The 20,605-nt window shown below is 65.1% G+C and carries 17 protein-coding genes; 13 read left to right on the top strand and 4 right to left on the bottom strand.

The window, feature by feature from the left end; translation table 11 throughout:
* Positions 1-35: 35 nt before the first annotated feature.
* Both G9C89_RS01425 and G9C89_RS01420 read left to right on the top strand, forming a co-directional pair.
* A complete protein-coding gene (locus G9C89_RS01425; protein ID WP_172143614.1) occupies positions 36-1,406 on the top strand; it encodes an MATE family efflux transporter in 1,371 nt (456 codons plus the stop codon).
* Between the two features lie 23 nt (positions 1,407-1,429).
* The gene (locus G9C89_RS01420; protein ID WP_172143612.1) at positions 1,430-1,885 is read left to right on the top strand and encodes a DUF2214 family protein; all 456 of its coding nucleotides are present in this window, start codon (positions 1,430-1,432) and stop codon (positions 1,883-1,885) included.
* Between the two features lie 82 nt (positions 1,886-1,967).
* Here the strand turns inward: G9C89_RS01420 and speA are convergent, their stop codons facing one another.
* From speA to G9C89_RS01400, 4 genes are all read right to left on the bottom strand, one after another.
* Complete coding sequence (gene speA, locus G9C89_RS01415; protein ID WP_172143610.1) at positions 1,968-3,881, bottom strand: arginine decarboxylase; 1,914 nt, start codon at positions 3,879-3,881, stop codon at positions 1,968-1,970.
* A gap of 125 nt (positions 3,882-4,006) precedes the next feature.
* On the bottom strand, positions 4,007-4,378 hold the full coding sequence (locus G9C89_RS01410; RefSeq protein ID WP_172144808.1) for a translation initiation factor Sui1: 372 nt from the start codon (positions 4,376-4,378) through the stop codon (positions 4,007-4,009).
* A 274-nt stretch (positions 4,379-4,652) separates the two neighbouring features.
* Positions 4,653-5,189 carry an NUDIX hydrolase gene (locus tag G9C89_RS01405; RefSeq protein ID WP_172143600.1) on the bottom strand — a complete coding sequence of 179 codons (537 nt, stop codon included), beginning with the start codon at positions 5,187-5,189 and terminating at the stop codon, positions 4,653-4,655.
* Positions 5,190-5,192: 3 nt separating this feature from the next.
* Positions 5,193-6,260 carry a DUF2333 family protein gene (locus G9C89_RS01400; RefSeq protein ID WP_172143598.1) on the bottom strand — a complete coding sequence of 356 codons (1,068 nt, stop codon included), beginning with the start codon at positions 6,258-6,260 and terminating at the stop codon, positions 5,193-5,195.
* A 268-nt stretch (positions 6,261-6,528) separates the two neighbouring features.
* Here G9C89_RS01400 and G9C89_RS01395 point away from each other — a divergent pair, with 268 nt between their 5' ends.
* The 11 genes from G9C89_RS01395 to purH all read left to right on the top strand — a co-directional run bounded on the left by G9C89_RS01395 (position 6,529) and on the right by purH (position 20,427).
* Positions 6,529-8,160 (top strand): GGDEF domain-containing response regulator, encoded by a 1,632-nt coding sequence (locus tag G9C89_RS01395; RefSeq protein ID WP_172143596.1) that lies wholly within the window; start codon positions 6,529-6,531, stop codon positions 8,158-8,160.
* Positions 8,161-8,333: 173 nt separating this feature from the next.
* On the top strand, positions 8,334-10,298 hold the full coding sequence (locus G9C89_RS01390) for a methyl-accepting chemotaxis protein (protein ID WP_172143594.1): 1,965 nt from the start codon (positions 8,334-8,336) through the stop codon (positions 10,296-10,298).
* A gap of 158 nt (positions 10,299-10,456) precedes the next feature.
* Entirely contained in the window at positions 10,457-12,247 is a 1,791-nt protein-coding gene (locus tag G9C89_RS01385; protein ID WP_172144805.1) for a protein-disulfide reductase DsbD, read from the top strand.
* Positions 12,248-12,368: 121 nt separating this feature from the next.
* Entirely contained in the window at positions 12,369-12,812 is a 444-nt protein-coding gene (aroQ, locus tag G9C89_RS01380; protein ID WP_079203286.1) for a type II 3-dehydroquinate dehydratase, read from the top strand.
* Between the two features lie 22 nt (positions 12,813-12,834).
* Positions 12,835-13,290 carry an acetyl-CoA carboxylase biotin carboxyl carrier protein gene (gene accB / locus G9C89_RS01375; RefSeq protein ID WP_172143592.1) on the top strand — a complete coding sequence of 152 codons (456 nt, stop codon included), beginning with the start codon at positions 12,835-12,837 and terminating at the stop codon, positions 13,288-13,290.
* Between the two features lie 17 nt (positions 13,291-13,307).
* Positions 13,308-14,657, top strand: a complete 1,350-nt coding sequence (gene accC, locus G9C89_RS01370; RefSeq protein WP_172143590.1) for an acetyl-CoA carboxylase biotin carboxylase subunit — start codon at positions 13,308-13,310, stop codon at positions 14,655-14,657.
* Positions 14,658-14,862: 205 nt separating this feature from the next.
* Complete coding sequence (prmA, locus tag G9C89_RS01365; protein WP_172143588.1) at positions 14,863-15,741, top strand: 50S ribosomal protein L11 methyltransferase; 879 nt, start codon at positions 14,863-14,865, stop codon at positions 15,739-15,741.
* 81 nt (positions 15,742-15,822) lie between these two features.
* Positions 15,823-17,181: a DUF3426 domain-containing protein gene (locus G9C89_RS01360; RefSeq protein ID WP_172143586.1), complete on the top strand. Its 1,359-nt coding sequence runs from the start codon at positions 15,823-15,825 to the stop codon at positions 17,179-17,181.
* Positions 17,182-17,417: 236 nt separating this feature from the next.
* Entirely contained in the window at positions 17,418-18,416 is a 999-nt protein-coding gene (gene dusB / locus G9C89_RS01355) for a tRNA dihydrouridine synthase DusB (RefSeq protein WP_172143584.1), read from the top strand.
* A complete protein-coding gene (gene fis / locus G9C89_RS01350) occupies positions 18,413-18,733 on the top strand; it encodes a DNA-binding transcriptional regulator Fis (RefSeq protein WP_172143582.1) in 321 nt (106 codons plus the stop codon). Before dusB ends, fis begins: the two co-directional genes overlap by 4 nt.
* Before the next feature lie 86 nt (positions 18,734-18,819).
* On the top strand, positions 18,820-20,427 hold the full coding sequence (purH, locus tag G9C89_RS01345; protein WP_172143580.1) for a bifunctional phosphoribosylaminoimidazolecarboxamide formyltransferase/IMP cyclohydrolase: 1,608 nt from the start codon (positions 18,820-18,822) through the stop codon (positions 20,425-20,427).
* The last annotated feature ends 178 nt before the right edge of the window (positions 20,428-20,605 follow it).

Here is a 20,605-nt window from a genome sequence, read left to right as displayed (position 1 = left end):
CCTTTGCCTATAATCGGCGTTTTCCCGGAGTCGCCATGTCCGCACTGCTCGCTGCCTGGCAGCACGCGCCCACCCACCGACGGGTCTGGGCCCTGGCTGCGCCGATGATCTTGTCCAACCTGTCGGTGCCGCTGGTGGCGCTGGTCGACAGTGCGGTGGTCGGCCATCTGCCCCATGCCCAGCAACTGGCGGCAGTGGCGATCGGCGGCAGCCTGTACACCTTGCTGACCTGGGCCGTGGGCTTCCTGCGCATGGGCACCACCGGGTTCGCCGCCCAGGCCGCCGGCCGGCAAGACGGCAGCGCGTTGCGCCAGGTGTTGCTGCAAGGCCTGCTGCTCGGCGGGCTGCTGGCGCTGGCCTTGATCCTGCTGGCGCTGCCGTTCAGTGCCGCAGCGCTGAGCCTGATGCAACCCTCGGCGGAGCTGGATGCGCTGGCCCGCGGTTATTTCCAGATCCGCCTGCTCGGCCTGCCGGCGGCGCTGGCCAGCTATGCCCTGGTCGGTTGGCTGCTCGGCACCCAGAACGCCCGCGGGCCACTAGCGATCCTGCTGACCACCAACCTGCTCAACGTCGCCCTCGACCTGCTGTTCGTCCTCGGCCTGCACTGGGGCGTGGCCGGCGCGGCCTGGGCCTCGGTGATCGCCGAATGGAGTGGCGCGCTGCTCGGCCTGTGGCTGGCACGCCGCGCGCTACGCGGTTATGCCGGGCAGATCGACTGGTCGGCACTGCGCCGCTGGCTGAACTGGCGGCCGCTGCTGGCGGTGAACCGCGACATCTTCATCCGCACCCTGGCCCTGCAGCTGGTGTTCTTCCTCATCACCGTGCAGGGCTCGCGCCTGGGCGACGCCACGGTGGCGGCCAATGCCTTGCTGCTCAACGGCCTGCTGCTCACCGCCCACGCCCTCGACGGCCTCGCCCATGCGGTGGAAGCGCTGTGCGGCCACGCCCTCGGCGCCCGCGACCGCCAGACTTTGCGCCGCAGCCTGATCGTCGCCGGCGGCTGGTCGCTGCTGGCCAGCCTCGGCTTTGCCCTGTTCTTCCTGCTCGGCGGTCACTGGTTCATCGGCCTGCAAACCGATATCGCCCCGGTGCGCGCCCTGGCCCTCGACTACCTGCCGTACCTGGCGCTGCTGCCGCTGCTGGCGGTGTGGAGCTACCTGCTTGACGGCCTGTTCATCGGCGCCACCCGTGCCCGCGAGATGCGCAATGCCATGCTCCTGGCCGTCGGCCTGAGCCTGCCGCTGGCCTGGCTGCTGCAAGCCCTCGGCAATCATGGCCTGTGGCTGGCCTTCCTGGGTTTCATGCTGCTGCGCAGCCTCTGCCTGGGCGCCTATGCTTACCGACTGACGCGCGCCGATCTCTGGTTCGGCAGCATGCCAGTGCGTTGCGCGCGTCCCGCCGACTGACTACAACCCGAAAGGACTCTGCCATGGGCGAAGCCATAGCCGCCTACCTGCACTACCTGTCGATCTTCCTGTTGTTTGCCCTGCTGACCCTGGAACACCAACTGTTCAAACGGCCGCTGGATCTGCCGCGGGCGCGCAGCCTGATCCGCATCGACATTGCCTATGCCCTGTCGGCCGGCCTGGTATTGGCCAGCGGCGCCGCGCGCCTGCTCTGGTATGGCAAAGGGCTGGCCTACTACCTGCACAACAGCCTGTTCCACGCCAAACTCGGCCTGTTCATCCTGATTGCCCTGCTGTCGATCCTGCCGACCCTGGTCTTCCTCAACTGGCGCAACGACCTGCGCGCCGGCCAGGTGCCACAGGTCAGCGCCCGCCTGGGCACGCTGGTGATCATGACCATCCGCCTGGAGTTGCTGCTGTTGCTGATCCTGCCGCTGCTGGCCGCGCTGATGGCGCGCGGCTTCGGCGTGATCGAATAGGGTTACAAAAACCGCGCGACTCGAGTGCTGCCGTAGGGTGCGCCGTGCGCACCACGGGCAACACCCGACAGAAACCGGCGCCTCAGGACGACAGATAGGACGAGCGGGTCAGGCCCAAGCGCAGGGCGTCGAGGAACTGGGTGCGCTCGCGGGGGCTGATCTTGGCGCTGGCGACCTTGTCACGGTAGTGGGTCATCAACTCCTCGGGCGACAGGTGCACGTAGCGCAGCATGTCCTCGATGGTGTCGTGGGTCTCGATCCCGGCGTGGTACACGCTGCCATCATTGTTCTGGTAGATGTTCACCGAGTCGGTGTCGCCGAACAGGTTGTGCATGTCGCCGAGAATTTCCTGGTAGGCGCCGACCAGGAAGATTCCCAGCAGGTAGTCCTCACCCTCGCGCACTTCGTGCACCGGCAGGCTGGTCTCGATGCTCTGCTCGTCGACGTACTGCTTGATCTTGCCGTCGGAGTCGCAGGTCAGGTCCTGCAGCACGGCGCGGCGCAGCGGTTCTTCATCGAGGCGATGCAGCGGCAGGATCGGCAGCACCTGGCCGATCGCCCAGGTATCCGGCAGGCTCTGGAACACCGAGAAGTTGCAGATGTACTTGTCGGCGAGCTTGTCGTTGAGCTCGTCGAGTACCTGGCGGTGCGAGCGCTGGCGCGCCTTCAGCGAGTTGTGCAGGCGCCGGCACACGGCGAAGTAGCACTGCTCGGCCAGGGCCTTTTCGGTCAGGCTGAGTTTGCCATCGGCGTACTGGCTGGCCACGTCGCTCATGTAGTGGGTGGCGCGCCAGTAGGTCTCGGTGACCATCTCGATGTCGGTCGGGCCGAGCAGCTCGACCAGGTAACGCACGGTTTCCGGCAGGCTGGTGACATCGTCGATCTTGGGGATCTGGTCGTTGTGCTTCTCCACATCGGTCACCTGCACCACCAGCATGGCGTGGTGCGCGGTCAGCGCACGGCCGCTCTCGGAGAAGATGTGCGGGTGCGGCAGTTCCTGGGCATCGCAGAACTCTTTCAACATGCCGACCACCACGCCGGCGTAGTCGTCCATGTCGTAGTTGATCGAGCTGGCGTTGCGCGAGTGGGTGCCGTCGTAGTCGACCCCGAGGCCGCCACCGACGTCGATATGATCGACCGGCAGCCCCAGGCCACGCAGCTCGCCGTAATAACGGATGGCTTCCTTGAAGCCGTGCTGGTAGTCGGCAAGATTGGCGATCTGCGAGCCCATGTGAAAGTGCAGCAGGCGGATGCCCTGATCCAGCTCGGCCACGCGGAAGCGCTCGACCACCGAGAGCAACTGCGCCGCCGACAGGCCGAACTTGGACTTCTCGCCGCCGGTGTCGGCCCACTTGCTCGAGGCCAGCGACGACAAGCGCACGCGCAGGCCGATCTGCGGGGCGACCTTGAGTTCGGCCGCCTCCTCGATCACCAGCTGCACTTCGGATTCCTTCTCGATCACGATGAACACGTTGTGGCCGAGCTTCTGCCCCATCAGCGCCAGCTTGATGAACTCGCGATCCTTGTAGCCGTTGCAGACGATGGTGCCGCCCTTCGGCGCCAGCGCCAGCACGGCCAGCAGCTCGGGCTTGGAGCCGGCTTCCAGGCCGATGGAGACGTTCTGCGTGGCGATGATGTTCTCGATCACCGCTTCCTGCTGGTTGACCTTGATCGGGTAGAGCGCGGTGTAGCGGCTCTGATAGTCGAGACGGGCGATATTGGCGTCGAAGGCACCGGTCAACTGGCGCACGCGGTCCTGCAGGATGTCCGGGAAACGCACCAGCAGCGGCAGGCTGAGACCGCTCTGGCGCAACTCGTCGACCTGTTCGAACAGGTCGATCGGCGTGCTCTCGGGTCCGTTCGGACGCACCTCGATGCAGCCCTGGTCATTGATCGCGAAATACCCCGCGCCCCAATGGCGAATACCGTAGACGCTGCGACTGTCCGCTACTGTCCACTGGCTGCCGTCATCTTTGCGTGTGCGTCGTGCGGACATCGAGGTCTCCCTTGCTGGCGATAGTGGCCTTGGCACTGCCAAGACGCGTACAGATTAAAGTCTGGAAATGACGATTACCCGGCAATGGACCAGGGGTCTGCCGAGGAAGTTTAGAAAAGACGGGATCAGCCGCCGGACTTCTTGGCTTTGAAGCCGTGCTTGAGCAGCTCGGCGATCAGCAGTTCGACGTGATCACCCTGAATCTCGATCACCCCATCCTTGAGCGAGCCGCCGCAGCCACAGCGCTTCTTCAAGGCGCTGGCCAAGTCTTTCAACGGTTCTTCGGCCAGGGGCACGCCACTGACGGTGGTCACCGTCTTGCCGCCACGACCTTTGGTTTCGCGGCGCACGCGGGCGATGCCGTCACCTTCGGGGATCAGGGTGTTCTTGCAGATGCAGGCAGCCACCGGCTGAGCGCAGTCCGGGCAATGCCGGCCGCTGTCGGTGGAATACACCAGGCCGCTCAGGGCGGCGAATGACGAAGCTTTCTTGACCACCGGCTTTTCCTCATGTGGGGTCAGGATAGCGACTGGCCGATAGGCATCGACCGCGAAGCCCCACTCTGGCAGGGGCAGCGCACCCAGGCTTATGCAGCCGGGCTTGAAGGCCGCGCAGTGTAACGGCAAAAACTCGTGATGCTAAGTACAAAAATGCGCCATTAATCGGTGGATTGGCGACGTCGCTCGGCATCCCGCACGCAACGTCCAACATCCCGCACCAAACCAGGGATTGCGCGGCCCAGGCGGCCCCACCTACGCGGCCCGGCCCATCCTACGCAATAGCGCTCAGATAGCGCTGCAAGGCGGCCAGCGAATCCGGGCAGTAGGGCTTGCACCTGGTGTCGGCCAAGGCTTCGTCGATGGACATGAACCGCGCCTCCAGCACTTCCTCCGGTTGCAGCACCAGCGGGGCATCGGACACCGCCGAGTAAGCCCTGCACCACAGCCGACTTTCCGGCGCGTCGTAGAGAAAATGCGCGTGCTCGACCAGCAGCGCATCGTGGATGCCCAGCTCCTCGGCCAGCTCGCGCGCGGCGGACTCGGCGTAACTCTCCCCCTCCAGCACCATGCCACCGGCGGCCACATCCCAGTAGCCCGGGTACAGCGCCTTGCTCAGGGTTCGCCGGTGCACACAGAGTTCACCGGCACTGTTGAACAGCAGAATATAGGTGCCCCGACCGATCAGCCGGCGCTCGCGCAACTCGGCACGCAACACGCCACCCAGCGGCCGATCCTGCTCGTCGACCCAGGCGATCAGTTCGGCATCGGAGGCGGCGCGGTGCGCCAGCTCGGCGTCGGAAATAGCCATTGCCTAGCCCTGCGACAGCAGTTGACGCAGATCGATGAGCCCGGCGTTGGCCCGCGAAATATAGTTGGCCATCACCAGCGAATGGTTGGCCAGCAGACCATAGCCACTGCCATTGAGGATCATCGGACTCCACAGGGTTTCCTGGGCGGCCTCCAGCTCACGGATGATCTGGCGCACGCTGACGGTGGCATTCTTCTTTGCCAGCACATCGGCGAAATCCACTTCGATGGCACGCAACAGATGCGCCAGCGCCCAGGCCTGGCCACGGGCTTCATAGAACACGTTGTCGATCTGCATCCACGGCGTCTCGTAAGTGCCCTCGTTGACCTGTACCGCCTGGCCTTCAACCACGTCTTGCAGAGCGGTATCGGTGTTCAGGCGCACCTGGCCGACACTCGCCGACAGGCGCTGCGACAGCGAACCCAGACGGGTCGCGGCATCGCCCAGCCAGGCGTTGAGGTTATCGGCCCGGGTATAGAACTTCGCACCCGACTGGCTCGAACCGCCCAGCCGCGCCATATAGCGCTCCAGTGACTTGATTGCCTCGCGGTATTCCGCCTCGGATGCCGGCAACGCCCAGCTCTTGTTATCGAAATGGAAGCGCGGCTCGGCCTTGGCCAGGTCCGGATCCTCGGTGGATTGCGACTGCGAACGAGCGAAGTCCTTGCGCAGGGCACGCGCCATGTCACGCACCTGCACCAGCACGCCGTATTCCCAGCTCGGCATATTGTCCAGCCACACCCCCGGCGGCGCCAGGTCGTTGGCCAGGTAACCACCGGGCTTATCCAGCAAGGTGCTGGCGACATGCTTGAGGGTGGCCGCCGTGGTGTAACCATGGACCATCTGGTGCTGCGCGCTTTGCGCCGCCGCTGCGGCGCGCTGCTGCACCGGGAATTGCTCCGGCTCCTGACTCCAGTACCAGCCGACCACCAGCGCCAACAGCAGGTAGAGGCCAAGCAAGCCACCTATTGACCGGCTTAGCCAGCCGCCGCCCAGGTAACTGCGCACGTTATCCACAGAGTCATCGACGCTGTCGCGCGCGCCTGCAGCGCGTTTTTTCCAATCCAGCATGGCAGTGTCCTTTCATTTCAAGCATTTGGCTGTTCGACCACAACCCTACACCCAAGGTTGCGCATCGCCTCGCACTATAAATGAAGCACAGGCCGATGCGCAGCGCTGGCGAGCAACTTCGCGGCGCTGAAACTCCTGGCCCGCGCGGCGGTCAATGTGACCGAAGGCTCACGCTGACAGATCGGCGGTACTGCTGGACAAACCCGCAGTGATAGCATGCAGCCACCACGGCAGACTGCTTACGCCGCCCCCAAACGGAATCCGGGCCATGACCGAGCACGAAGACCCCAGTCTTGACCGTCTCAAGCAGCACTTCGCCCAGCGCGTGATTCATCAGGCGCGGCAAATACTGGAAGTCTGGCAACGCCTGCAGCGCAACGAGTGGAACGAGCGCGGCATGCATGAGCTGCGCGAGGCCACGCTGCTGCTGCAGCGCTATGCCGAACGCTTCGAGCAGGCCGAGCACCGCCAGTTGGCGCAAGGCATCGGCGATTGCCTGCGGGCGGTCGCCGACAATCGCGGGCGCCTCAACAGCGACCTGATCAACCAGCTCAACCAGCTCATGCAGCGCCTGTCGCGTACCGGGCTGCGCCACGGCGACAGCTTCGAGCAGACCGCCCTGCCGCCGCTGCGCAAACCGGTGTACCTGGCCCTGCAACACCCCGAGCGGGCCGAACGCCTGGCGCAGCAACTGGAGTACTTCGGCATGACCGCGCAAGCGCTGGACACGGCCAATGCCTTCCGCTCGGCGATGCTCGAGCGGCATCCGGCCGCCATTCTCATGGAAGTGGACTTCTCCGGTCCCGGAGCCGGCTTGCAACTGGCCCAAGCGGTGCAACAAGACCTGGAAGAGAAAATCCCCCTGCTGTTCTACAGCCACCAGGACACCGACACGCCGACACGCCTGGCGGCGGTGCGCGCCGGCGGCCAGGAGTTTTTCACCGGCACCCTGGACGCGTCCAGCCTGCTCGAACGCATCGAAGTGCTCGCCCATGTGGCGCAGTACGAGCCCTACAAAGTGCTGATCGTCGATGATTCGCGCGCCCAGGCCACCTATACCGAACGCGCGCTCAACAGCGCCGGAATCCTTACCCGCACCCTGATCGAGCCGATCCAGGCGATGGCCGAACTGGCCGAATTCCAGCCCGACCTGATCATCCTCGACATGTACATGCCGGACTGCAACGGCACCGAGCTGGCCAAGGTGATTCGCCACAACGACCGCTACGTCAGCGTGCCGATCATCTACCTGTCGGCCGAGGACGATCTCGACAAGCAGCTCGACGCCATGAGCGAAGGTGGCGACGACTTCCTCACCAAGCCGATCAAGCCGCGCCACCTGATCGCCACCGTGCGCAACCGCGCCGCCCGCGCGCGCAACCTCAAGGCGCGCATGGTGCGCGACAGCCTCACCGGCCTGTACAACCACACCCACACCCTGCAATTGCTCGAGGATGCCCGTTTCCGCGCCCAGCGCGATGGCCAGCCGCTGAGCTTCGCCATGCTCGACATCGACTTCTTCAAGAAGGTCAACGACAACTATGGCCACCCCATGGGCGACCGGGTGATCAAGAGCCTGGCCCTGTTCCTCAAGCAGCGCCTGCGCAAGAGCGACCACATCGGCCGCTACGGTGGCGAAGAATTCGCCGTGGTCATGCCCAATACCGAGGCTCAGGCGGCCCGGCAGGTGCTCGACGAGATCCGTCAGCGCTTCGCCGAGATCCACTACCCGGCGCAGCCGCTGGACCTGTCCTGCACCTTCAGCTGCGGCATCGCCCAGCTGCAGGACGATACGAGCAGCCAGACCCTGACCCAGCACGCCGACGAGGCGCTCTACGTGGCCAAGCATGGCGGGCGCAACCGGGTCGAGGTGTACCACACGGAAATGCCCCCGGCCTGATCGGTTCCGGTTCAGCGATACAAGACCCGACGCCATTCAGGTGTGTCGCTCGACTGTCGCCGGTCTCGGGCGTCATAACCCTGTCATGAAAACGCAATAACTTCAGCGCCATAGCGATCGCGCCCGAACCTCATCGGGCGCACGCCAGCACCTTCCGTCTACGGTCGAGTCCTATGCGCCTGAAATCACTTACCAACCTCAATACCCTGCTGCTGGTCACCGTCTGCGTGGCCCTGGCCGCCACCCTCTGGTGGTCGCAACGTGCCCTGGAGCGCCCCTATCTGCTGATGGAGCGCTACCTGAGCCTGTCCCAGCAGTTCCAGCGGGAAGCGGCGCGCAATATCCTCGACTACCTCGGCAGCGGTGACGCCCTGCAGCACAGCGCGGCGATCCAGGCCCTGGAAAACCTGGCGCCCGCGATTGCCGAACTGCCGCCGCAACTGGCCGAGGAGCTGCGCCCCAGCCTCGCCGAACTGCAGAGCTTCAGCGCCAACCAACTGCTCGCCGCCGGCAAGCTGGCGGGCGACCCCCAAGGCTTGCTGCTGCAGGCCGAGCGCGAGATGGGCGGCGCCCTGGAACAACTGGCGCACTATGCCGACAGCGCTACGGCCGGTGTGGCGCACGCCTACCGCCAGCCCCTGTTCGTCGCGGCCCAGCACCTGAGCCGCCTGGCCCATGCCCGCGACAAACTGGTCAGCAGCGGGCGCAGCGAACTGGTCGGCGATGTCGAGCGCGAACTGGCGGCCCTCGCCGTTCAGGCCCAAGCCCTGGATGCCTTGCCCCTGCTGGGCGTGGCCGATGACAGCAGCTCCGGCAGCGATGCCTTTTCCGCCCTGCTGGGCCTGGCCGGCGACAGCGACAGCACGCCGGCAGAAGACCGCGGCATCGCCCTCAAGCGTGATTTTGCCAGCCTGATCAGCCGCTATCCGAACGAACTGCAGCGCACCCGCAGCCTGATCGAACAGCGCGTCGCCCTGGCCGGCGCCACCCGCCGCCAGGTCGATGGCGTGCAACAGGCCCTCGCCACCCTGGAACCGGCGGTGCGCGCCGAACATGGGCGGATTCAGGGCGAGGTGCGCCTGCTGCAGGGCCTGATGATCGGCCTGATCCTGCTGATCGCGCTGACCATCGACCGCATTCAGCGGCGCCTGACCCGGGTCCTCAACCATCTGGTGCCGGCCCTGTCGGCCTGGGCCCGGGGCGATTTCGCCGAGGACATCAGCCTCGGCTCGCGCACCCGCGAACTGTGCGACATCGAGGCATCGCTGAACCGCCTGCGCGTCTACCTGGTCGATCTGGTCGGCAGCATCCGCCTGCATGCCGAACAGGTTGCCGGCTCCAGCCGCACCCTGGCCGACCTCAGCGGCGGCCTGCATGCCGGCGCCGAACGCCAGGCTGGCGATACCGCGCAGATTCGCGATGCCCTCGGCGAACTGGAGGCGACCATCCAGCAAGTCGCCGGCGACGCCAGCCAGGCCGCCGACGCCAGTCGCGATGCCGACCGCGCCTTGGAGCAGGGCCAGCAGGTGATCGGCCAGAGTCTCAGCGGGCTGCATGCGCTGGTCGGCGAAGTGCAGGACAACGCTCAGGCCATCGAGCGCCTGGCCGAGGAAACTGCGACCATCGGCAATGTGCTGACGGTGATTCGCGGCATTGCCGAACAGACCAACCTGCTGGCCCTCAACGCCGCCATCGAAGCGGCCCGTGCCGGCGAGGCCGGCCGCGGCTTTGCCGTGGTCGCCGACGAGGTGCGCTCGCTGTCGCAGCGCACCAGCGGTGCCACCGCACAAATCCAGGAACTGATCGGTCGCCTGCAACAGGCCGCACGGCAATCCGTCAGCGCCATGCGCGCCCAGGTCGAACACGCCCAGGCCAGCGCCGGCCAGGCCGAGGCGGCCGATGGTGCGCTGGACGAAATCATCGTGGCGATTCGCACCATCGCCAGCATGGCCGAACGCATCGCCGACGCCACCGCCCAGCAGAGCGGCGCGGTCAGCGAAATTCGCGGCCACAGCGAGCGCATCCACCAACTCGGCGGCGACAACCTGGTGCGCATCGGCGAAGGTCGCCAGCAAGGCGATCGGCTTCTGCAGGTCGGTGGCCAGTTGCACACGGCGGTGCAGGCATTCCGCCTGTAGCGCGCTCACTGGCCAGGCGCGGCCATCTGTCGCAGGTGCGGCGCACAGGCGTGATTACAGACCATTGGTGCGTCTGACAAGCCCGCTTACAGGCTGCGCCCTGACGTCAGGGCGCAAGCTTGGTTATGATGCAGGCACTTCCGACCCGCGAGACCACCATGCGCCGTTTGCTCTGCCTGATCCTGCTGCTGGTTGCCCTGCCCGCCGGCGCCGGCCTGTTCGACAGCCGTCCAGCCCCGGCGCTGCTGGGTACGCCGCTGAACAACAGTGCGGACTTCCTCCCCGTGCGCGAGGCGTTCCAGCTGAGCCTGGTCGACAGCTCGGCCGAGTCGATCACCCTGCGCTTCGTCGCCGCCGAGGGCTACTACCTCTACAAGCACCGCTTCCAGTTCAGCAGCGAGCCTGCCGACCTCGGCCTCGGCGCCGCGCGACTGCCGGCCGGCGAGGCGAAGTTCGACGAGTACTTCGGCGACGTCGAGGTGTATTACGGCGTGCTGGATGTCGAGTTGCCGCTGGATAACCCGGACAACCGCCCGTTCAACCTCAACGTCAGCTACCAGGGCTGCGCCGACAAGGGCCTGTGCTACCCACCGGAAACCGAACAGCTGAAGATTGGCGGCGGCCTGCCCGGCGTCGGAGCCACACCCGCCACCCCCGCTACGCCGGGTTCCACAGACAACAGCTGGAGCTGGAGCGACCTGGCGCTGTTCTTCCTCGCCGGGCTGGGCCTGACCTTTACCCCCTGCGTGCTGCCGATGCTGCCGATCCTCTCCGGCGTGGTGCTGCGTGGCCAGGTTGGCGGACTGCGCAGTTTCAGCCTGTCGCTGGCTTATGTGCTGCCGATGGCCCTCTGTTTCGCCGTGCTTGGCGCGCTGATGGGGGTCTTCGGTGCCGGCCTCAACCTGCAGGCGCGCCTGCAATCGGCGTGGATCCTGGTGCCCTTCGCCGCCTTCTTTGCGGTGTTCGCCCTGGCCATGTTCGGCGTCTACGAACTGCGCCTGCCGCGCCGCTTCAGCGAGCCGCTGGACCGCCTGGCCGGCAAGACCCGCGGCGGCTCCCACGCCAATGCAGCCGTGCTCGGCGTGCTTTCCAGCCTGCTGGTGTCGCCCTGCGTGTCCGCCCCCCTGGCCGGCGCCCTGCTGTATATCAGCGCCAGCGGCGATGCCTTGGGCGGCGGCGTGAAACTGTTCGCCCTGGGCCTGGGCATGGGCGCGCCACTGGTGCTGTTCGCCACCGGAGGCGGCGCCCTGCTGCCGAAGTCGGGCACCTGGATGATTGGCGTGCGCAACGCCTTCGGCGTATTGCTGCTGGCCGTCGCCGTGTGGTTGCTCGAACGGGTGCTGCCGGGTCAGCTGGCACTGGCCTTGTGGGGCCTGCTCGCCGGTGGCGTGGCGTTGTTTCTCGGCGCCCTGGAACTCGGCCCGAAAACCCACAAGCAGAAACTCGGCCAGCTGGCCGGCCTGCTGCTGCTGGTCTATGCCCTGGCCGCCTGGACCGGCGCCCTGCAAGGTCAGAACGACCCGTTGCGCCCGCTCGGGCGCATGCCGCTGGCTGGCAGCGCCGGTGAGCCAGTGCAATCGAGCAGCTGGCAGACCGTCAGCAGCCCCGCCGAACTGGATGCCGCCTTTGCCGCCGCGCAACGCGCCGGCAAACCGCTGCTGCTCGATTGGTACGCCGACTGGTGCATCAGCTGCAAGGTGATCGAGCGCGAAGTACTCGCCGCCGCGCCAGTCGCCAGCCAGTTGGGCGACTACCGCCTGGTCCGCTTCGATATCACCGAGAGCAACCCGGCCCAGCGTGCCCTGCTCGATCGCTACCAGCTGTTCGGCCCCCCGGCGATCTTGCTGTTCGATGCCAAGGGCGACGAATGGCAGGATCTGCGGGTAATCGGCGAAATCGACGCCCCGGCCTTCGCCGCTCGCCTGAGTCAGGCAAGCGAACGTTTCTAACGCTCACAGTCATATGAATGACGCAAACTACCGCCATCGTGTCGACTATTGCAGGCAACTGGACAGCCTTGCGCCGTCTCCGGCATAGTCCGGCAGTGCAATCAACAAGGAACACCGGATCATGGCCACCCTACTGGTGCTGCACGGCCCCAACCTGAATCTGCTGGGCACCCGCGAACCGGGCGTCTATGGCGCCACCACTCTGGAACAGATCAACCTCGACCTGGAGCGCCGCGCCCGCGAGGCCGGCCATCATCTGCTCTACCTGCAGAGCAATGCCGAGTACGAGCTGATCGAGCGCATTCACGCCGCAAAAGGCGAAGGTGTCGACTTTATCCTGATCAATCCCGCCGCTTTTACCCATACCAGCGTCGCATTACGTGACGCATTGCTGGCGGTGAGCATCCCATTCATCGAAGTGCACCTGTCCAACGTGCACAAACGCGAAGCTTTCCGCCATCACTCCTACTTTTCCGATGTTGCCGTAGGGGTGATCTGCGGTCTTGGCGCCAGCGGTTACCGGCTGGCCCTGGAGGCCGCACTCGAACAACTTGAACAGCCCTGACCTCACTGGGAGTTGAGCCACTATGGATATACGTAAAGTCAAGAAACTGATCGAACTGCTGGAAGAATCCGGCATCGACGAGCTGGAAATTCGCGAAGGCGAAGAGTCCGTGCGCATCAGCCGTCACGGCAAGCAACCGACCTACGCCCAGCAACCCATGTACGCCCCGCAGCCAGCACCGGCAGCGCCCGCCGCTCCCGTTGCCGCCGCCGAAGCCGCCGCTCCGGCTGCCGCCAAGCTGAACGGCACCGTAGTGCGCTCGCCGATGGTCGGCACCTTCTTCCGCGCCGCCTCGCCGACCTCGGCCAACTTCGTTGAAGTCGGTTCGAGCGTGAAGAAAGGCGACATCCTCTGCATCGTCGAAGCGATGAAGATGATGAACCACATCGAGGCCGAGAGCAGTGGCACCGTCGAATCCATCCTGGGCGAGAACGGCCAGCCGGTGGAATACGACCAGCCCCTGTTCACCATCGTTTGAAGCGCGGAGAGCCAGCGATGTTGGAAAAAGTTCTGATCGCCAACCGCGGCGAGATCGCCCTGCGCGTCTTGCGCGCCTGCAAAGAGCTGGGCATCAAGACCGTCGCGGTGCACTCCACCGCCGACCGCGACCTGATGCACCTGGGCCTGGCCGATGAATCGGTGTGTATCGGTCCGGCATCCGGCGCCCTGTCCTACCTGAACATTCCGGCGATCATCAGCGCCGCCGAAGTCACCGGCGCCACGGCGATCCACCCCGGCTACGGCTTCCTCGCGGAAAACGCCGATTTCGCCGAACAGGTGGAAAACTCCGGCTTCGCCTTTATCGGCCCGAAAGCCGAAACCATCCGCCTGATGGGCGACAAGGTTTCGGCCAAGGACGCCATGAAGCGCGCCGGCGTGCCGGTGGTACCCGGCTCCGACGGCCCGTTGCCGGAAGAAGAGGAAGTCGCCCTGGCGATTGCCCGTGAAGTCGGCTACCCGGTGATCATCAAGGCTGCTGGCGGCGGTGGCGGTCGCGGCATGCGCGTAGTGCACAAGGAAGAAGACCTGATCAAGTCGGCCAAGCTGACCCGCAGCGAAGCCGGTTCGGTGTTCGGCAACCCGATGGTCTATCTGGAGAAGTTCCTCGGCAACCCACGCCACGTGGAAGTCCAGGTACTGTCCGACGGCCAGGGTCATGCCATCCACCTGGGTGACCGCGACTGCTCGCTGCAGCGCCGCCACCAGAAGGTGCTGGAAGAAGCACCGGCACCGTTCATCGATGAACAGGCCCGCGCCGAAGTGCTCAAGCGCTGCGTCGATGCCTGCATCGAAATCGGTTATCGCGGCGCCGGCACCTTCGAGTTCCTCTATGAAGACGGCCACTTCTACTTCATCGAGATGAACACCCGCGTACAGGTCGAGCACCCGGTTTCGGAAATGGTCACCGGCATCGACATCGTCAAGGAGATGCTCAGCATCGCCGCCGGCAACAAGCTGTCGTTCACCCAGGAGGACGTGGTGATCCGCGGCCACGCCCTGGAATGCCGGATCAACGCCGAAGACCCGGACAACTTCATGCCCTGCCCCGGCAAGGTCAAGCACTTCCATGCCCCTGGCGGCAATGGCGTGCGGGTCGATTCGCACCTGTACAGCGGCTACACCGTACCGCCGCACTACGACTCGCTGATCGGCAAGCTGATCACCTACGGCGCGACCCGCGACGAGGCCCTGGCCCGCATGCGCAACGCCCTGGATGAAATCGTCGTCGACGGCATCAAGACCAACGTGCCGCTGCACCGCGATCTGGTGCGCGACAAGGGCTTCTGCAAAGGTGGCGTGAATATCCATTACCTGGAAAAGAAACTGGGTATGGATAAGCACTGATCCCATGAGTGGCTGCGCGTCCGCGATACTGCGTTAAAAACAGCCTCGTTCCAGCGCACCATGTCATGAAAAAAGTCTCGACAAGGGCTGCCATTGGGCGGCCCTTGTCGTTTCTGCGCGGCGCGGCGGTGGCAGCCGGACCACCGCTTCAAGTAAGCTGCGCGGCCAATTGCACCATCACGCCACAGCGCTCACGAGGTTTCCCATGCCCTGGTTACAAGTCCGTCTCGCCATCACCCCGGATCAGGCAGAAACTTACGAAGACGCCCTGCTGGAAGTGGGTGCCGTGTCGGTGACCTTCATGGACGCCGAAGACCAGCCGATTTTCGAGCCGGACCTGGGCACCACCCCGCTGTGGTCGCACACCCACCTGCTCGCCCTGTTCGAGGCCGACACCCAGGCCGAGGCGGTGTTTGCCCACCTGCAGCTGCTGACCGGCGCCGCCCTGCCCGAGCATCAGGCCGAGGTGATTGCCGATCAGGACTGGGAGCGCAGCTGGATGGACAACTTCCACCCCATGCGCTTCGGCCAACGCCTGTGGATAGTGCCCAGCTGGCATGCCGCACCCGAGCCGGACGCGGTCAACCTGCTGCTCGACCCCGGCCTGGCATTCGGCACCGGCACCCATCCGACCACCGCACTGTGCCTGGAATGGCTCGACAGCCAGGATCTGCGCCACTGCGAGGTGCTGGATTTCGGCTGCGGCTCGGGCATCCTGGCCATCGCCGCCCTGCTCCTGGGCGCTCCCCGGGCGGTTGGCACCGACATCGACCCGCAGGCCCTGGAAGCGTCGCGCGACAATGCCGGGCGCAACGGCATCGACCCGGCGTGCTTCCCGCTCTACCTGCCTGCCGACCTGCCGCAGCAGCAGGCCGACGTGGTAGTCGCCAATATCCTCGCCGGGCCGCTGGTGGCCCTGGCAGCGCAGATCACCAGCCTGGTCAAGCCCGGCGGACGCCTGGCCCTGTCGGGCATTCTCGCCGAGCAAGCCGAGGAGGTGCGCGAAGCCTACGCCGACGCCTTCGTACTCGACCCGACCGCGGAGAAGGACGGCTGGGTGCGCATCAGTGGTACTCGTCGCTAGACTAGGCACTGCCGCTTGTTCAGGCACTTGCGTTAGACTAATCGCCTTGATTCCCCTGTTCGCAGGCCGACGGATTGTCGCATGACCGAAAGTTTCGTCACCCAGTGCCCCCAGTGCCGCACAAGCTTTCGCGTGAGCCTCATGCAGCTAGGCGCCGCCCGCGGCGCCGTGCGCTGCGGTGCCTGCCTGCACGTCTTCAACGCCGCGCAACAACTGCTCGAACAGGGCCAGCAGCTGCCCGGCGCTGCGCCACAGGCCGCGTCCTTGATGCCTGCGGCGACCAGCCCGGACGTCGCGCCAAGCGTCCAGGCCGAGCCCGAACCATTCGCCCCGCAGAACCAAAACGACAGCGATACGCTGTGGATTCACGACGACCTGGACCTCGACAGCCTCGATCTCGACGAGGAGCTGGCCAAGCTGGAGGAGCAGGAACAGCAACTGTCGCAGCAGTTCCTCGCGCTGAATCAGAGGCCCGAACATAGCGAGCCCTTCCGCCCAGCCGCGGATAGCGGGATTCTGGCCCATGACGAAGACTGGGCCGAAGCCCTCCTGCACGAGGACTCGCCCCAACCGCCAGCGAGCATCGCCCCCGCGGCCCCCAGTACTGCGCCCCAGACACTGGTCTCAGCGAACGAGTCGCCTGCGACAACGCCCCCAGACACGGCGCACGTGGCAGATTCCCCTGTTCGCGACGTAGCGCCGCTCAAACTCAGCGCGCTGGAGGCAGACGATCAGCCTCCCGCACTGGATGAGCCCAGCCTGAGCGCCCAGCGCGACGACCCCGGCCTTGACCTGGACCTGGACGACCTCGACACGCCGGACGAACAACAGCCCGCCCCCGCCGCGCCGCGCCAGGCCGATAGAATAACGGCGCGCAGCGAGCCCGGCCTGCGTGACGAACACCTGTTCGAACTGGACGACGAACCGCTGCAACTGGACTGGCAGCCAGCGCGCAAGCCCTGGGGCCGCTGGCTCGGCTGGGGCCTGCTGAACCTGCTGGCCGCGACCGCCCTGATCGCTCAGCACATCCATTACAACTTCGACGAACTGGCCCGCCAGGATCAATACCGTCCCTGGTTCGAGCAGCTCTGCCCGCTGATTGGTTGTACCTTGCCGTCCAAGGTCGATATCAGCCAGATCAAGAGCAGCAACCTGGTGGTGCGTAGCCATCCCGAGTTCAGCGGCGCCCTGGTCGTCGATGCAATCCTGTATAACCGTGCGCCCTTCGCCCAGCCATTCCCCCTGTTGGAAATGCGCTTTGCCGACATCAATGGTCGACTACTGGCCAGTCGCCGCTTCAAACCCAGCGAGTACCTCGCCGGCGAACTGGCCGGGCAGGCAGAAATGCCGCCACAGACACCTATTCATGTGTCCCTGGACATCCTCGACCCAGGCACCCAGGCGGTTAACTACAGCCTGAGCTTCCACTCGCCGGAGTAAGGGCTGGGCAATCGCCATCCAGACCACTACAACCCTCCCCCCGCTCGCGTCTGGCCGATCCCGGGCGTTCTTGCCGGTTTTCCGGGAGCGAATCTAACCCTTGGCGATAAGCCCATAGCTGTTCAGAATTTGTTCAAAACAGCCTTTATCCGGTCATCCAGAGCGGGTATGATTCCCACCCTTTTTCACAGTCTCCTATTGGCCTCAACAGTACATCTCTTGAGCAGGGAAGCCCCATGTCGGCGTTATGCATCGGCCCCTACACATTGCCCAATTCGCTGATTCTCGCGCCCATGGCCGGAGTCACCGACCGGCCGTTCCGCCAGCTCTGCCATCGCATGGGGGCAGGCATGGTGGTATCGGAAATGGTCACCAGCGATGTGCGCCTGTGGAACACCCGCAAGTCGAGCCTGCGCTTGATCCATCAAGACGATGCCGAGCCGCGCTCGGTGCAGATCGCCGGTGGCGACCCGCAGATGCTGGCCGAGGCGGCGCGACGAAATGTCGCCTTGGGTGCGCAGATTATTGACATCAACATGGGCTGCCCGGCCAAGAAGGTCTGCAACAAGGCCGCGGGCTCTGCCCTGCTGAGGGACGAGGGCCTGGTGCGCGAGATTTTACAGGCGGTGGTCGCCGCGGTGGATGTGCCGGTGACCCTGAAAATCCGTACCGGCTGGGACCGGCAGAACAAGAACGGCATCAGCGTGGCGAAGATTGCCGAGCAGGCGGGAATAGTGGCCTTGGCGGTGCATGGCCGCACCCGCGCCGATCTGTACACCGGCAATGCCGAATACGACAGCATCGCCGCCATCAAGCAGGCGGTGTCGATTCCGGTACTGGCCAATGGCGACATCGACTCGCCGGAGAAGGCCAAGGCGGTATTGGCCGCCACCGGCGCCGACGGCCTGTTGATCGGCCGGGCAGCCCAGGGCCGGCCGTGGATTTTCCGCGAGATCGAGCACTACCTGCGCACCGGCCAGAAGCTGGCGGCGCCGAGCCTGTCCGAGGTGGAACGTATTCTGCTAGGGCACCTGGCCGAGCTGCACCTGTTCTATGGCGAGGTGATGGGTGTACGCATCGCCCGCAAGCATGTTGGCTGGTACCTCGCAACCTTGCCGGGCGCCAGGGAGTTTCGCGCCCGGTTCAATCGCCTGGAAAGTACGGACGCGCAGTGCACCAACGTTCGCGAGTTCTTCGGCGAACGGCATAACAATGGAGATGGGGTGGCCGCATGACGATGTTGACCGACACTTTTGGAACTGGAATGGCTCCCGTGAGCGACAGCACAAGCTTGAAACAGCACCTCAATACGCCGAGCGAAGAAGGGCAAACCCTGCGCGGTAGTGTCGAGAAAGCACTGCACAACTATTTTGCCCACCTCGAGGGCGCGGACGTCACCGACGTCTACAACCTGGTGCTCAGCGAAGTGGAAGCGCCACTGCTGGAAACCGTGATGAATTACGTCAAGGGCAACCAGACCAAGGCCTCCGAGCTGCTCGGCCTGAATCGCGGCACCCTGCGCAAGAAGCTCAAGCAGTACGACCTGCTCTGAAGCTGCACGCCGGGCAGAGTGCTTTTTCTTGAAGCTGACTGCTGCGGCTTCAAGCCCATTTTCTATTACGCAACCGGATCCGATTGATGACCGACCAGACTACCCGCCTCCCCGTCCGCCGTGCGCTGATCAGCGTTTCCGACAAGACCGGCATCCTTGAATTCGCCCGCGAGCTCGTCGCCCTGAACGTGGAAATCCTCTCCACCGGCGGCACCTACAAACTGCTCAAGGACAACGGCGTGGCCGCTGTAGAGGTCGCCGACTACACCGGCTTCCCGGAGATGATGGATGGTCGGGTCAAGACCCTGCACCCGAAGATCCACGGCGGCATCCTCGGCCGTCGCGCCCTCGACGGTGCGGTCATGGAGCAGCACGGGATCAAGCCGATCGACCTGGTCGCGGTCAACCTCTACCCCTTCGAAGCCACGGTCGCCAAGCCTGACTGCGACCTGGCCGACGCCATCGAGAACATCGACATTGGCGGCCCGACCATGGTTCGCTCGGCAGCCAAGAACCACAAAGACGTGGCCATCGTGGTCAGTGCTTCCGACTACACCGGCATCCTCGACAGCCTGAAGGCCGGCGGCCTGACCTACGCCCAGCGCTTCGACCTGGCGCTCAAGGCCTTCGAGCACACTGCCGCCTATGACGGCATGATCGCCAACTACCTGGGCACCATCGACCAGAGCCGCGAGACGCTGAGCACTGAAGCCCGCGGCACCTTCCCGCGCACCTTCAACAGCCAGTTCATCAAGGCCCAGGAAATGCGCTACGGCGAGAATCCGCACCAGAGCGCGGCCTTCTATGTCGAGGCGAAGAAAGGCGAAGCGAGCATTTCCACCGCCGTGCAGCTGCAGGGCAAGGAACTGTCGTTCAACAACGTCGCCGACACCGACGCCGCCCTCGAATGCGTGAAGAGCTTCGTCAAGCCGGCCTGCGTCATCGTCAAGCACGCCAACCCCTGCGGCGTGGCCGTGGCCCTGGACAACGAAGGCGGCATCCGCCAGGCCTACGAACTGGCCTACGCCACCGACACCGAATCGGCCTTCGGCGGCATCATCGCCTTCAACCGCGAACTGGACGGCGCCACCGCCCAGGCCATCGTCGAGCGTCAGTTCGTCGAAGTGATCATCGCCCCGAAGATTTCCCAGGCGGCCCGCGATGTGGTGGCCGCCAAGGCCAACGTGCGCCTGCTCGAATGCGGCCAATGGCCGGCCGAGCGCAGCCCCGGCTGGGACTTCAAGCGGGTCAACGGCGGCCTGCTGGTGCAGAGCCGCGACATCGGCATGATCAAGGCGCAAGACCTGAAGATCGTCACCCAGCGCGCGCCCAGCGAGCAGGAAATCCACGACCTGATCTTCGCCTGGAAAGTGGCCAAGTTCGTCAAATCCAACGCCATCGTCTACGCCAAGAACCGTCAGACCATCGGTGTCGGCGCCGGCCAGATGAGCCGCGTCAACTCCGCCCGTATCGCCGCGATCAAGGCCGAGCATGCCGGCCTGCAGGTAGCGGGCTCGGTGATGGCGTCCGACGCCTTCTTCCCGTTCCGCGACGGACTGGATAACGCCGCCGCCAACGGCATCACCGCGGTGATCCAGCCGGGTGGTTCGATGCGCGATGCGGAAGTGATCGCCGCCGCCGACGAAGCGAATATCGCCATGGTATTCACCGGCATGCGCCATTTCCGCCACTGACGGCCGCACTGAAACCGGCATCTGCGGCGTTGCCCAGGGTTCCGCCAATGCTCATTGCCGCTAGGCAACTCCGCTTGGCGACACCCAGGGCGCCTTGCATCTACCGGCTTCATTGCGACCTCGAAATTTGTTTCGTAGGTTGGGTTGAGCGCAGCGATACCCAACACCGCTTTCGTAG

The sequence above is a fragment of the Pseudomonas tumuqii genome (assembly GCF_013184545.1).
Lineage (GTDB): Bacteria > Pseudomonadota > Gammaproteobacteria > Pseudomonadales > Pseudomonadaceae > Aquipseudomonas > Aquipseudomonas tumuqii.
The sequence above is the reverse complement of the archived record's forward strand: the minus strand, read 5'-3'. Positions and strand labels throughout refer to the sequence as shown.